Here is a 13,794-nt window from a genome sequence, read left to right on the forward strand (position 1 = left end):
ATCAAACCGGATCGGCCGGGATGCCGCGATAGGCGTGGATGATGAAGCGGGTGCCGCCGACCGAATAGTCGCCGCCGTTGGACGCCTCGATCGCGAACATCTCGACCAGCTCCTTCCAGGCCTGCCGTTCGCCCGTGGTCGGAATGGCGCGATTGGCATTCCAGTCGTCGAAGCAGATGACGGCGCCGGTCGAGATCATGCCGCGCTCGAACAGCGGGACGAGCGCATCCATGGTCGACTGGTAGAGGTCGCCGTCGAAATGGATCATCGCGAACCGCGTCTCGGGCGGCAGCGTCTTCACGGTGTCGGCGAACCAGCCTTCGTAGAGTTGAAAGCGGTGCGGCGGAATGATCTTGCCGATCAGCGCGCTCAGCTGTGGCGCGGCCAGCACCTTGCAGCCGCCCTTGGCCCACGCGCCGGAGATGACGTGCGGCGCGCCCTGGTCGACCGGCGAGGTGATCTCGGGAAGGCCCTCGAAGCTGTCGAACAGGCGCAGGATGCGGAACGGGTTTTCCCCGGACGCGCTCTTGCCGAGCGGCTGGCGCTGCAGGTCGAACACCATCGAGGTGGCGATCGCGCGGGCGCTGAAGCCGCCCATCGTGCCGAATTCGGCGATGTCGCCGTTCACATGGGCGCTGTTGATGTACTGGACGCACAGCGTGAGCGTCTTGGCGATCTCCTGTGCCGGCAGGATCAGCACGTCGGCATAGCTGTAATAGGCGCCGGGCGAGGGAAGCTGCCGCGCGCTGTATTTCTCCAGCGCGATGTCCTGGATGATGCGTCCGTCATCGACCGTGTCGACGGACGGGGCTGCGATCGCCACGGCCGGAAGCCTGTCCTGCACGCTGGCGCTGCTGCTGCCGTTTCCATAGGGCCAGGGCAGCGGCGGCTGGAACAGGATCGCTCGTTTGACCGAGCGCATCCAGTACAGCACGTCCGGCGGCAGCGAGGTGGCGAGCGCATTCTTCAACGGTTGCAGCATTCAAATCTCCAACGCGGCGCTGTTCGATGACCGCAAAACGACCTTGAGGGATGGCGCAGACATGGCGCTGCGCCGAAGAGAAGAGAGGTGTTCGCCTGGCAACGCCAGGCAGGCGGCGTCATGCCGGGACGGGATTGCGCGCTCGGTGACGGCGGCGTCTCCGCATGCACCGGCCGCAACGGGATGAACATCCGAAATCTCCGAGCGATCCCGCGCATGGCCATCCAGAGGTCGACATCGGCGGTGAGCGCGCCGTCGCGCGCAAGCCCACCTGCTGCCTCCTGGCTTAGCCGTCCTCCATCCCTGGTGCAAGCGGGCGGCCATGCGTCAATAGAGGTTGGCAGCGCGGCGTCCGTCGGCCAGCGCGTCGTGGACGTCCGCGGGCCGCTCCTTCGGCGGCTTGACGAAGAACGGGTCCGCCGGCCAGTGGTTCATGCCGGCGACCATGATCGTCATCTCCTCGTCGGGCATGCGCGGCATGAAGACCAGATCGATCGCGGAGCGCGTCTTGTGCGACGGCGGGCTGCCGCGATGCATGAGGCGGGTTGCATCGAACACCAGCAGATCGCCGGTCTTGCCCAGAACCGTGTGCTCCCGGTAATTGGCGTCGCGATACTGGAACGGACCGGTCTGCTCGTCGACATCGCAGAGATAGAGCACGCCGCGAATGACGCCGGCGGGACAGTGGTCGCTGTGCCATTCCTGGGGGCCGACGCCCTCGGTCACATGCGGCTTCGAGCGCACCAGCCGGACGTTGGCGACCTTGGCAGGACAGCCGAGCACGCCGCGGAAGAACGAGTCGAAATCGCCGCCGCTGAACAGCTGATGCAGATAGTCGACGAGGGCGGCCGACGGCATCCCGGTCTGCAGATCCTGCGTGTAGGAAGCGACACTGTTGCCGGCCCAGTCCCACGCCGAGTGGCGATTGCTGACGTCGCGGTCGAAGCTCTCGGTTTCCCGGAACATGGCCGCCTTTTCCGGATTCGTGCCGATCACCGTGACGCCGTTCTGCTGGAAGGCGACGATCTTGTCGGCGAGTTGGCTCGGCGTCTTGTGCGGATCGAACTTCGGTGCATGGGCCGTGCACAGCGGTGGAGCGCTGTTCGCGGCCGGCACGAGCGTCAGCCGGCGCGGCTGCGCCGTGCCGTTCTTGTCTGCGGGGGCTGCGTCAGGACTGAGGTGCCCGTTCAGGCGGTCGAACGTGTCGGCCCGGACCAGGCGGTAGCCGAGAGCGCTGAGCGCCTGGTTGACGCCGCCCTTGAGCCGCTGCTTGGCAGTGCTGATCATCGGTCCCAAGGCCATGCTGTCCTCATGCTGCGTTCGGCTTGGTGGGCTGGAACGGATCCAGCCCGCACGCCATTCGATAATACAGTTCGTAACGCGGATGGTTGGCCACGAGGCCGCGGCTGTCGATCGCGTGATCGATCAGCGACTCCAGCAGGAGGCGGGCGCCCTTGGGCGGCAGATGCACCCCGTCGAAATCGAACTCCGGACGCAACAGATCGCCGTCCGTCAGGTCTGACCAGCGGTCGACCATGAACAGGTTCACCGAACGCACCTTCTGCGCCAGCTTCCAGTTGAAGGCCTGGACCAGCTTGGTGCGCACCGACACCGGGCAGTCGTAGCTCTGCAGCTCGCGGATGCGCGCCTCCTGCCGGGTCGGAGGAACCACACTTTGGACGTAGACGCGCTTGAAGCCGGCCTTGACCAGTTGATCGAGCCCGGCGACGAACGGCCCGAGCCGCGCCTCGATCGCTTCGTCGATGAGATCCCAAGGCACCAGCGGCTTGTCGAGCAGCGGCAGCGTGGTGGCGAACGGCGGAACGAAGTCGTAGGTGTCCTTGAGCAGTTGCAGGAGCGGACCGCGAACGTCGATCTCGCCGACGGTGATCATGATCAGCGGCGGCCGCACGGCCTGGCCGACCGCCTTGGCAATGGCGAAGTCGGTCTCGTCCATCGACAGGTGCGTCGCGCGGCCGTTGCGCACGAGGCCTTCGTATTCGAGGAAGGCGATGAAGTCGGGATGAAACTCGCCGGTGGCCGGATCGTAGAACTCCCGCGCCGTGGCGCCGGGGATGTACTTGGTGCGGGCCATCACCCAGGCACCGGTCCATCGTTCCCGGAACACCATGTTCCGGTACGGCAGCGAATGGCTGTCGCCGACGATATAGACCGGCAGAACCGTCTCGAGCTCGGTGTCCACGCTGATACGTCCCCTCACATCACAGGCTCGGCCGTGGCCGCCGCTCGTCCTCAGTTGTTACGGCTCGCGGCCAGTGCGCGGTAGAACTCGTCCTCGTCGCAGATGATTTGCGGCGCGGTCGGAGGAGCCGCTGGTTGCATTCGTTCGTCATCACGTGCGGATCGCACCTCTGCGCCGGCGTCCTCTGCGGTGAACTGCGCGAAGAACAGCTTCATCGCGCGCGCGACGCCGTCGGCCGTGACCGAGCGCGCATCGTCGGCGAAATACCTCCCCGCGTTCTTCGGATTGGTGATGATCTCGTAGGACGCGTAGTAATGCACGTTGTCGTAGCGCCGGACCATCTCCTCCGCGGCGACGCGCAGCACGCTCTTGGAATAGGTCGTGGCCTGCAGCACGTGGCGCGGCTCCATGGTGGCCGCGAGCGGGACCGGCGAAACCGTCAGGATGATCTGCAGGCGCGGATTGGCGGCCGACATCAGGTTGATCGCCTCGGCAAGATAGCCGGTGGTCTCGATGACCGAGAGATTGTGGAACGCGTATTTGGTGTCGTCGAAGTCGCCGGCGCTGCCGCAGCCCGGACAGGTCGGATACACCGTGCCGTCCAGCTTCGAGACCCAGCACTCGGTGAGGCCGAGCGTGAAGATGAAGACGTCGGTGGTTTCGATGAGCTTCCGGACCGCCTGCAAGTGCCGCTTCAGATCGGCCTCGGCTTCGACCATCGAGACGTAGCCGCGCGGCGTGATGCGGGGGCGCAGCAGATCGAACACCCAGCCGTCGCTGTCGGTCCAGAACTGATCGGCTGGCCGGAAAGCGCCGAAGGCGCGCTGCACCAGCTGCAGCAGTTGCAGGGTGCTGTAGATGTTGCCGTAGCGGGCGGAGAACAGGCCGTAGCCGAAGCGCTCCTCCTGCTCGGGCGTCAGATGCGGTGGCGCCGGCTCGGTGACGTAGTAGTTGTAGCCGCGCTCCTTCAGGGCACGCGAGATGTGCTGCGCGAAACAGCTGCCAGCCGAGGCGACGCGCTGATCCGGACCGAAGCGGAGCCGCGCGGTCAGATGCGGATCGAGATCGGATGGGCTGCGCTCGGCGACGGCCTGGCGCCAGAAGCTGCTCGCGGGCAGCGTGGTGTAGGGACAATTCATGCACTCACCCTCTGACCGCATGGGGCCGCGACGCAACGAAAGCGAAGCGCATGCTGCTCAGGCCCTCGGCTTCATTCCGAGATAGGAATGAATGATGAACTTGGTGCCCTGGATCGAGTAGTCGCCGGAATGGCTGGCGACGATGTTGAAGCGGCTGACGAGGTCGGCCCAGGCCTTGCGCTCGCCGGCCTCGGGGTCGGCCTCGTTGCAGTTCCAGTCGTCGAAGCAGAGCACGGCGCCCTTCGAGATCAGGCCGCGTTCGAAGCACGGCACCAGCGCGTCCATGGTCGACGAATACAGGTCGCCGTCGAAATGGATCAGCGCAAAGCGCGTATCGTCCGGGAGCAGCTTCACCGTGTCGGCGAACCAGCCCTCATAGATCTCGACCCGGCTCGGCGGAATGATCGCCTCGACCATGGTCCGCAGATCCGCGGCGCTGAGAATCCGGCAGCCGCCCTTCGACCAGGTGCCCGATTTCACGTGCTGCGACTCGAGGTCGACCTGCGCGGTGATCTCCGGCAGGCCCTCGAAGCTGTCGAACAGGCGCAGCTTGCGCAGCGGCTGGTTCGGCTGATAGCGCGGGTCGAACACCATCGCGTTCGCCAGGGTGCGCGCGGTGAAGCCGCCCATGGTGCCGAATTCGGCGATGTCGCCTTTGACGTCGGCGCTGTTGATGTACATCGTGCTCAAGGTCAGCGTCCGCGCGATCTCCTTGGCGGGCAGGATCAGGACGTCGTCGACGTCGAAGAACAAATACGGCGCGCTGATCTTGTGGGCGTCGAGCCGCTCCAGGGCTTCGGTCTGCCGCGTCCGCGGCTCCGACGGTGCTTCGACGACCGGCGCGGGGGCCGGTTGAGGCGCCGGTTCGGGCTGCGGCTCCGCAGCGGCCTGCGGCCGTTCGGGGGGCGGCTGCCCCATCAGCGCGCGCTTGATCGAGCGCAGCTTGAACAGCGTCTGGGGGGGCAGGCCTTCGGCAATCGCCACCTTCAATGACTTCGTCATGACAGCCCCGTTCCCCGCCGCTCGCGATGTTCGCCGCCAATTTATAAATACATTTTGCAAAGATCGCAAAAGCGGCATGCGGGCTCTGCACTCGTTTTGCGTGGGTGTCGGCCGGCGAGGCGGCGCTGGTGGCCGAACTGGTCCTGCGTGCGCGTACACGACGAATTGGCCCGCATCTTCAGGTGCATCACCCCTGTCCAGTCCCGCCAGGAAAAATATTCTTCTTTCGTTTTATCGGAAAATATGGTTCTCTCTCGTCATCCCGCCTCATGCAGAGGGACGTACGCGTCGTCACGATACGTGGAGGTGGGCTGCGATGGACGTGACGGCTGCGCCAGACGAGCGCTGGCCGGCGCGGACGGCGAAGTCGTGTGGTCCTGGCCTCTCGACGCTGAGGTCTGCGCAACGTGCCTTAAGGCGCGTTGTCGCAAATGGGGGCAAGAAAGCCGATCCCCAGGGAGAGCACGAAGGACACCGTTAAAACCAGTCGCGCGGGGAAGGCCGGGATGTCCCAGCCGAACCTGTGGTACCTGCCGCCTGCATTTTCTTTCGCAGGCGGGCCATGGGGGCGGCAGGCTCCCGGCCTTCCTCGCGCCCTCTCGTTCGAGAGGGCGATCGTCGACGGATAGCTCGGACGCCAACGCGTCGCGAGAGCGCCTGTCGACGCTCTCAGCTCACACTCATTCGAAGAAGATGAATTCGTGGTCGCCGGTGTAGCCGGAGCGCTTGAATTCGAAGGCCCATTCCTCGGGCGTGTGGAAGATGCGGCAGGTGAGCTGCCAGTACATCAGGTTCACCTTCTCGCGCTCGTTGCGGTAGCCCTCGACGCAGAGATATTTGGCGCCGCGGCTGACGCGCTCCATCTCGCGCAAGGCGGCATCGAGATCGTAGTTGTAGAGGTTGTGCAGCGTGTTGATCGAGATGACGAGATCGAAATACTTGTCCGGGTAGGGCAGCTTGGCGGCGGAGCCGACCTGGCAGAACGGCTTCACGCTCTCCATCGTATGCTCGACGCCGTAGGACGAGATGTCGATGCCGGCGACCTCGAGGTCCGGGATGGCCTCGCGGAAATCGTGCAGGATGAAACCCTTGCCGGAGCCGACGTCGAGCACGCGCATGCCCGGCTTGATGCCGTACGTCTCGATCATGGCGTCGGCGACCTTGCGCCAGCGGCCGTCATATTTGTAGCCGCCATAGCCGGTCTCGCGGCTGCCGTCCCAATAGTCGTAGTCGTACTTGATCGCCATCTCCGCGACATCGGCCTTGTCGCGCTGGGTGACGCGCGCGAGATAGTCGCGCTTGGTCGATTTGTGGACGAGACTGACGAACTCGCGATAGGCCATGAATATCTCCGGGCGTGTGAGTGTCGGTTAATCGGATGTGGCGCCGATCAGGCTGAGCTGTGCCTCGGCCTTGGCGAGCTGCGCAGCGCAGCGCTGCGCCCAGGCGCCGGTGTCGGCGAAGGCGCGACGCGTGGCGCCGAGCGGCAAGAAGTCGTTCAGGATGATGCAGGTCCATTTGACCTGGTAGGCGTCGATCAGCAACCGGCAGCGCGCCACGCTGGCGGCGTCGAGCCCGAGGCCGTCCGTCAGCCGGTCGATGAAATGCTCGTGCACCGGCAGCGGCACCGGCACTTCAGGCTGGCAGAAGAAATCGGAGACCAGCTTGGCCGGGTCGTCGCGGCCGGCATATTCGAAGTCGAGGAAGGTGAGCTTGTCCTGGTCGTCGATCAGCGCGTTGTGGAAGCCGAAATCGGAGGGCGACAGGCAGACCTGATCGGCGGGGATGGCGGCCTCGAAGGCGAGCCCTTCGGCCGCCGCTCCGCGCAGAATGGTTGCCTTCACCTCGGCCCAGGCCGGCTGCAGCCGCGCCGCCACGAATGCCCGGGCGTCGGCGACATGCGGCACCTCGGCATCGAGCGTGGCCAGTCGCGCCACCCGGCGCTCGACGGTGGCGAGGTGCTCGGCGAGGGAGAAGCAGGCTTCCGATCCTGGCGCCAGCGCGGGGCGGGGCGGGGCGTTCACCGCGAGCACGAAGTCGATCGCGGCATCGACATGGGCGGGCGCGAGCTCTGCCGCGGTCAGCTTGCGGCCTGCGACGAAGCTGTAGAGGCCCGCCTGCTCGGCGCGGTCGCAGGCCAAGGGCTCCGGCACGACGCGGACGCCGTGGGACCAGGCATGGCTGATGAAGCTCCACTCGGCGCCCAGCCGGTCGCGGGTGTCGCGGGCGTCGGTGAAGTAGCGCTTGAGGACCAGCGGGCCCTCGGCGGTGTCCAGACGATAGACCTGGTTGTTGCGGCCGCCGGCGAGCCGGGTCAGCGCCGTCGGGCTCGCTCTGCCGGCCTGCGCGGTGAGGCGCTGCGCCAGCGCCAGCAGGGCGGCATCACGATCCGCGCCGGCGTCAGTGGGGGTCACGGACGACATCCGCCGCGATCTCGGCCCAGGAGACTCGGCGCTCGTACGGCACGGCCTTGACCGCGAACTGGTTCTCCGGATCGAACAGCACCTTGCGCATGCCCTCGGGAAATCCGGTCATGGCCAGGATCTCCGGCAGGTCGTCGACGAACAGCTCGCAGGCCAGCGCATGGGCCCGGGCGACCTTCTCGTCCTTGGTCAGCTCGAAGAACACCCGGTCAGGCGCGATCTGTCCGGGCGCTTCGCCCATCAGGCCGCGATCGGTCAGGAAGCCGCGCGCGGCGGCATGCATGTCGTGCTTGGGCCCGAGAATGGGGTGCCTGGTCTTATGGCTGACGATGAACAGGTCATGGCCGGCGCCGCGAGCGGCCGTGACGAACTCCGCGAAGCCGGGGTAGGGCGACACCAGGTCCATGCGGGCGCCGTAGACATAGCCCTGCAGCTCGGTGAAGTCGTCCTTGCGCCCCGAGCCGTTGAGATGGTCGCGGACGCTGTTCTTGTCGCGGCCGAGGTCGGCCGGGATCAGGCCGCGCTCGAGGGCCGCCGCATGAAACACGCCGTCATAGCAGGCGATCGTGTTGTCGAAGTCGATCCCGATCCGCATGGCTTGGACTTAAATGACCTGGACTTAACGCAAGGACATGTCGATCAGCGGACGGCCGACCTTGCCGGCGGCGAGATCCTGCAGCGCCTGGTCGGCCTGGGCGAGGCTGTAGGGCTTCGACAAGAGGTCCCGCACCGGGAAGCGGCCGGAGCTCAGCAGGCGCCCATAGCGTCCGTAATCGCGATCGGGCACGCTGTCGCCACCCCAGGTGCCGAGCAGGCTCTTACCCTGGTTGAACACGCCCGGATTCAGCGTCAGCGCCGCGCCATGCTTGGCATTGCCGATCACGACCGCGCGGCCGCCCTGCTGGCGGGTGGCGTTGACGGCCTGATCCATGACGCCCGGAATGCCGGAGGATTCGACCGCGAGATCAACGCCCTGCGGCACGATCTTCTTGATCTCGGCCAGCACGTCGGAAGCCGCGTCGATCACATGCGTCGCGCCGTAGATCTTGGCGAGCGCGCGGCGGGTCGGGTTGGGGTCGATGCCGATCACCGGCATCGCTCCGGCGAGGGCGGCGGCCATCAGCGCGTTCAGGCCGATGCCGCCGGTGCCGAACACGGCGACCGCATCGCCCGGCTGCACCTTCAGCACGTTGTAGACCGCGCCCATGCCGGTCGGCGCGGCGCAGCCGAGCAGCACCGCCACATCCATCGGCAGGTCAGGCGGCAGCAGGGTCAGGCGGTTCTCGCTCACGACCGAATGGCGCTGGAAGGTGGTGACGCCACCGGCATTGACCTTCTTGCCGTCCCAGTCATAGACCGCGCCGCCGGCCTCGATGCCGGTGCCCTTGATCCAGGACAGCACGACCTTGTCGCCGACCTTGACCTTGGTGACGGCGCTGCCGGCCTCGATCACGGTGCCGGTGCCCTCGTGGCCGAGGCAATGCGGCACCCATTTGTCCTCGCCCTTGTCGCCGCGCCACTCCATCACCTGCGTGCCGCAGGCGCCGGAATAGGCGATCTCGACCAGCACCTGGCCCGGCTTGAGGGCGGGGGTCTCGATCTCGGCCAGCACGAGCGGTTGGCCGGTCTGGACCAGCAGGGCAGCTTGGGTCTTCATGTGATGTCTCAGCTCAACGCGTGGATGATCTTGTCAGCGATCTGGTGCCCGGTCAGGCCGAGCACCTCGCGGGCATATTCCTGTTCACCGGATTTCTTGAAGAAGGCATCCGGGGTGCCGAAGCGCAGGAATTTCTTCGCCGATGTCTCTGAATCGACGAGCCATTCCGACACGGCAGCGCCGAAGCCGCCGATCAGCGAATGCTCCTCGATGGTCGCAACCAGCTTGAAGCGGCTGAACGCCTGCTTGAGCTTGTCCTCATCCAGCGGCTTCACGGTGTGGAAGCTCACGACCTCGGCGGAGATGCCCTTTTCCTTCAGTCTGTGGCCGGCCTCGATCGCCTCGGGCAGCATGTTGCCGGTCGAGAGCAGGCAGACGTCGGAGCCTTCCTCGACCGTGATCGCCTTGCCGATCTTGAAGTCAGCGATGGGGCCCTTGTGAACGACCGGCTCACCCTTCTTGCCCATGCGGATGTAGACCGGACGGTCCTGCTGCATCGCCGCGCGCAGCGCGCCGCGGACCTCGAAGGCATCGCCCGGGCAGATCACGACCATGTTCGGGATCGAGCGCAGGAACGAGATGTCCTCGCAGGCGTGATGGGTCGGACCGAGGCCGGAATAAGCGAGGCCGGCGCCGACCGCGACGATCGTCACCGGCGCCTCGTGATAGCAGACGTCGGTGCGGATCTGCTCCAGGCAGCGCGTCGTCACGAACGGGGTGATCGTATAGGCGACCGGGCGCAGGCCGTTCATGGCCATGCCGGCGGCGACGCCCATCATGTTGGCCTCGGCGACGCCGCAGTTGAAGAAGCGGCTCGGATGCTTGTCCTTGAACTTGTCGAACAGGCGGTTGCCGATGTCGCCCGAGAGCATCACGACGCGGCTGTCCTCATTGCCGAGCTTGGTCAGCTCGTCGGCGAAAGCATTTCTCATGACAGGCCGAGCTCCTTGAACGACTTGACGACTTCCTCAGCGGTGGGGGCGCGGTAATGCCAGTTGTTGTCGTCCTCCATGAACGACACGCCCTTGCCCTTGACGGTATGGGCGATCAGCGCCACCGGCTTGCCGGAGCCGTTCGGGATGTTCTGCATGGCCTCCGCCAGCGCGCCGACGTCATGGCCGTCGATCTCGTGCGCGTCCCAGCCGAAGGCGGCCCATTTGTCGCGCAGCGGCGCCAGCATCAGGGTCTCGTTGGAGCGCGCGGTGGCCTGCCACTTGTTGTAGTCGACCACGACGCAGACGTTTTCGAGCTTCTGGGCGGCGGCGAACATCGCCGCTTCCCACACCGAGCCCTCGTTGTTCTCGCCGTCGGACAGCAGCGCGAACACGCGGTAGGTCTCGCCCTTGATGCGGCCGGCCAGCGCCATGCCGCAGCCAAGCGGCAGGCCATGGCCGAGCGAGCCGGTGGCGGCCTCGACGCCAGGCAGCAGGTTCGCCGGCGGATGCTCGGCGAGCCGGCCGCCGTCCTGGCAATAGGTGTCGAGCTCCTCGATCGGGAAGTAGCCCTTCATCGCCAAGGTCGCGAACAGCGCCGCGGCGGCGTGGCCCTTCGAGAGGATGAAGCGGTCGCGCAGCGGATCGGTCGGGTTCTTCGGGTCGATGTTCAGGACGTGCCAATAGGCGGCGGTCATCGCATCGGCGCAGGACAGCGAGGAGGCGAGATGCGCGGCCTGCGCCTTGTGCGACATCTCGATGATCTTGCCGCGCAGCTTCGCGGCCTGCGCCTTCAGGGCGGCCACGTCGGGCTTGGCCGCGGTGTTCCGGACTGCCACGTTCATCGTGCTCTCCAGTCGCGCTTTCGTTTGAAAGCGCAGGGGTCTCGATCAGGGTTTATGTTCGTACTTGGTCGGCAGCTTGGCCATGACATCCTCGAAGCGTCGCGCCCAGGCGATGACGTCGTCGATGCCTTGCTCCAGCGAGAACGTGTCGCGCCAGCCGAGCTCGGTGCGCAGCTTGAAGCTGTCGAGCGTGTAGGCGGTGTCCTTGCCGGGCCGCTCGGGGCCGATCTCGACGCAATCCTCGAAGTTCTTGCCAAGCCGGGCGAGGATCATCTCGACCAGCGTGCGGATCGACACCAGCTCGTAGCCGGAGATGTGATAGGTCTCGCCAAGCTTGCCGCTGCGGCCGATCTTGACCGTCGCGTCCGACACGTCGGTCATGTGGATGAAGACGCGGACCGACTTTCCGCCGCCGTCGAGCCGCAGCTTCTGCCCGGTCATCGCGGCGACGATGGTGCGCGGCACGATGCGGTAGAGCTGCTGGCCCGGGCCGTAGACATTGGCCGCGCGGGTGAAGACCACGGGGAACTGGTAGTTGGCGAAATAGGTCCGCAGGCTCATGTCGCCGGCGGCGCGCGACACCGCATAGGGCGTCGACGGGTTGAACGGCGCGTCCTCTCGCACCCAGCCCTCGGTCGAGCCGTAGACCTCCGGCGTCGTGACATGAACGTAGCGATCGAGGCCGTCATAGTTGCGCAGGATGTCGTGCAGGCGGACGGCGGAGACGACGTTGGTCATCATCCAGTGGTCCGGGTACAGCCAGCTCTCGCCGACCATGCTCTGCGCCGCGAAGTTCACGACATGGGTCGGCCGCTCGGCCACCAGCAGCGCCTTCAGCGCATCGAGATCGTGGTTGAGGTCGACGCGCTTGAACCGCACGTTGCCTGGGCGCTTCTGCCATTTGTAGGGCAGGAACGCATCATGCGGCTCGTCCGAGCGGCTGGTCGCGATCACGTCGTGACCGGCGGCAGCCAGGAAGTCGACGAAGGTTGCGCCCGAAAAGGAGTTCGAGCCGAGGATCAGGTACTTTTCGTTCGCAGCCATCGTCCTTGCCCGTCAGACCTCGCGCGTCGTGATGATGTCGCCGCGCTGGGCGTACAGCCACTGCATGATCATGTGGCCGATCACCATCTGCGCGTCCTCGGCGATCTGCATGTCGTCGACCGCGAAATGGATCGGCACGTCGGCCAGCGCCTTGGCCTTGCCGCCGGTGAAGCCGAGTACGGCATAGCTGGTCATGCCGAGCTTCTTGCCCTCTTCGAGCGCCTTCAGGATGTTCGGCGAGTTGCCGGAGCCGGAGAAGGTGATCAGCACGTCGCCCTTGCGTGCGAGCACCGCGAGCTGCAGCGAGAACACCTGGTCATAGCCTTCGTCGTTGGCGAGGCAGGTGATCACCGACGGGTTCGACGACAGCGAGTGCACGCGCAGGCCGGAGCCGGGCGTCTTCGACAGCGCGTAGAGGAAGTCGTTGGCGAGATGGTTGGCGTTGCCGCCGCTGCCGCCATTGCCGCAGAAGAACACCTGGCGGCCGGTCTGCCAGCAGTCGCGCAGATCGTAGGCGAGCTTCTCGACGGGGGACCAGTCGAAATCCTTCAGCACGGTGCTGAAGCGGCTGGTGTAGTCGGCGAACAGGCTGCCGGGGGTCTTGAAGGCCAGGACGTTCATTTCACGACCTCCTTCTCCATCCATTTCAGATTGTACCAGCGGTCCTCGTTCTTGAGCTGGCCTTGCGAGTACATGCCGATGATTTCCTTGATCGCGTCCTCCACCGTCTTCTTCGGGCGGAAGCCGGTCGCCAGCAGGCGATCGGAGTTGACGCGATAGCTGCGCGGATCGTTCGAGGGCGTCACGATGACCTCGGCCGGCACGTGCTTGGTGACCAGATTGGCGATGTCGAGGATCGAGATGTTCTCGAAGCCGGCATTGTAGACACCGGTGTGCTCAGGATGATCGAGCAGGAACAGATAAAGATCGGTGATGTCGTCGATATGAATGTTCGGGCGGGTCTGGTCGCCGCCGAACACCGTGATGCGGCCGTTCATCAGCGCCTGCATCGTCAGCATGTTGACGGAAACGTCGAGCCGCTGGCGCGGGGAGTAGCCGCACACGGTGGCGGGACGCACGATCTGCACCACCATGTCGTCCTTGTAGGACAGCACGATGCGCTCGCCGCACATCTTGGTCTTGTTGTACTCCGAGATCGGCAGCAGCTCGAGATCCTCGGTGACCTGCTCCTCTTCCTTGACGCCGTAGACGCTGCCGGAGGACGCGTAGATGAAGCGCTTGATGCCGTGGCGGTAGGCGCGATCGGCGAGCTGCATCGTGGCGAGGCAGGAGATCTCCCAGGTCAGCTTGGGATCGAGATCACCGCAGGGATCATTGGCGACGCTGGAGAGATGAATGATGGCATCGACGCCGGTGAGGTCGATGGCGTCGGGATTGCGCACGTCGCCCTGGACGACGGTGAGATCCGGATGCGGATCGAGGAAGTTGCCGAACCACATGATGTCGAATGCGACGACCTTGTGGCCGGCCTTCAGGAGCTTCGGCACGAGCACGCTGCCCTTGTAGCCGCACGCTCCGGTCACGAATATCTTCATCTGAGCAATCC

14 protein-coding genes are annotated in these 13,794 nt (G+C 65.6%); all 14 read right to left on the minus strand.

Features of this window, described 5'->3' with window-relative positions:
- Position 1: 1 nt before the first annotated feature.
- The 14 genes from ACQR1X_RS22115 to ACQR1X_RS22180 all read right to left on the minus strand — a co-directional run bounded on the left by ACQR1X_RS22115 (position 2) and on the right by ACQR1X_RS22180 (position 13,783).
- Complete coding sequence (locus ACQR1X_RS22115; RefSeq protein WP_316183381.1) at positions 2 to 982, minus strand: TylF/MycF/NovP-related O-methyltransferase; 981 nt, start codon at positions 980 to 982, stop codon at positions 2 to 4.
- A 327-nt stretch (positions 983 to 1,309) separates the two neighbouring features.
- A complete protein-coding gene (locus ACQR1X_RS22120) occupies positions 1,310 to 2,284 on the minus strand; it encodes a hypothetical protein (protein ID WP_315805290.1) in 975 nt (324 codons plus the stop codon).
- 7 nt (positions 2,285 to 2,291) lie between these two features.
- Complete coding sequence (locus ACQR1X_RS22125; protein WP_434847278.1) at positions 2,292 to 3,185, minus strand: hypothetical protein; 894 nt, start codon at positions 3,183 to 3,185, stop codon at positions 2,292 to 2,294.
- Positions 3,186 to 3,235: 50 nt separating this feature from the next.
- The gene (locus tag ACQR1X_RS22130) at positions 3,236 to 4,324 is read right to left on the minus strand and encodes a GSCFA domain-containing protein (protein ID WP_434899557.1); all 1,089 of its coding nucleotides are present in this window, start codon (positions 4,322 to 4,324) and stop codon (positions 3,236 to 3,238) included.
- Between the two features lie 57 nt (positions 4,325 to 4,381).
- Positions 4,382 to 5,326 carry a TylF/MycF/NovP-related O-methyltransferase gene (locus ACQR1X_RS22135; protein ID WP_316183384.1) on the minus strand — a complete coding sequence of 315 codons (945 nt, stop codon included), beginning with the start codon at positions 5,324 to 5,326 and terminating at the stop codon, positions 4,382 to 4,384.
- Between the two features lie 680 nt (positions 5,327 to 6,006).
- Positions 6,007 to 6,669, minus strand: a complete 663-nt coding sequence (locus ACQR1X_RS22140; RefSeq protein ID WP_009030142.1) for a class I SAM-dependent methyltransferase — start codon at positions 6,667 to 6,669, stop codon at positions 6,007 to 6,009.
- A 27-nt stretch (positions 6,670 to 6,696) separates the two neighbouring features.
- On the minus strand, positions 6,697 to 7,740 hold the full coding sequence (locus ACQR1X_RS22145; RefSeq protein WP_434872549.1) for a phosphotransferase: 1,044 nt from the start codon (positions 7,738 to 7,740) through the stop codon (positions 6,697 to 6,699).
- Entirely contained in the window at positions 7,727 to 8,344 is a 618-nt protein-coding gene (locus ACQR1X_RS22150) for a hypothetical protein (protein WP_434847275.1), read from the minus strand. Before ACQR1X_RS22150 ends, ACQR1X_RS22145 begins: the two co-directional genes overlap by 14 nt.
- Before the next feature lie 24 nt (positions 8,345 to 8,368).
- Positions 8,369 to 9,406, minus strand: coding sequence for a zinc-binding dehydrogenase (locus ACQR1X_RS22155; RefSeq protein WP_434899558.1), 1,038 nt, complete (start codon positions 9,404 to 9,406; stop codon positions 8,369 to 8,371).
- 8 nt (positions 9,407 to 9,414) lie between these two features.
- Positions 9,415 to 10,338, minus strand: a complete 924-nt coding sequence (locus ACQR1X_RS22160; RefSeq protein WP_315805298.1) for a transketolase family protein — start codon at positions 10,336 to 10,338, stop codon at positions 9,415 to 9,417.
- A complete protein-coding gene (locus ACQR1X_RS22165; RefSeq protein ID WP_316183388.1) occupies positions 10,335 to 11,183 on the minus strand; it encodes a transketolase in 849 nt (282 codons plus the stop codon). The genes ACQR1X_RS22160 and ACQR1X_RS22165 overlap by 4 nt, the downstream gene beginning before the upstream one ends.
- A gap of 45 nt (positions 11,184 to 11,228) precedes the next feature.
- Positions 11,229 to 12,227: an NAD-dependent epimerase/dehydratase family protein gene (locus ACQR1X_RS22170; protein WP_316183389.1), complete on the minus strand. Its 999-nt coding sequence runs from the start codon at positions 12,225 to 12,227 to the stop codon at positions 11,229 to 11,231.
- Positions 12,228 to 12,239: 12 nt separating this feature from the next.
- Positions 12,240 to 12,848: an SIS domain-containing protein gene (locus ACQR1X_RS22175; RefSeq protein ID WP_316183390.1), complete on the minus strand. Its 609-nt coding sequence runs from the start codon at positions 12,846 to 12,848 to the stop codon at positions 12,240 to 12,242.
- On the minus strand, positions 12,845 to 13,783 hold the full coding sequence (locus ACQR1X_RS22180; RefSeq protein WP_257170486.1) for an NAD-dependent epimerase/dehydratase family protein: 939 nt from the start codon (positions 13,781 to 13,783) through the stop codon (positions 12,845 to 12,847). The genes ACQR1X_RS22175 and ACQR1X_RS22180 overlap by 4 nt, the downstream gene beginning before the upstream one ends.
- Positions 13,784 to 13,794: the final 11 nt, after the last annotated feature.

The sequence above is a fragment of the Bradyrhizobium sp. HKCCYLRH3073 genome (assembly GCF_051167995.1).
Taxonomy (GTDB): Bacteria; Pseudomonadota; Alphaproteobacteria; order Rhizobiales; family Xanthobacteraceae; genus Bradyrhizobium.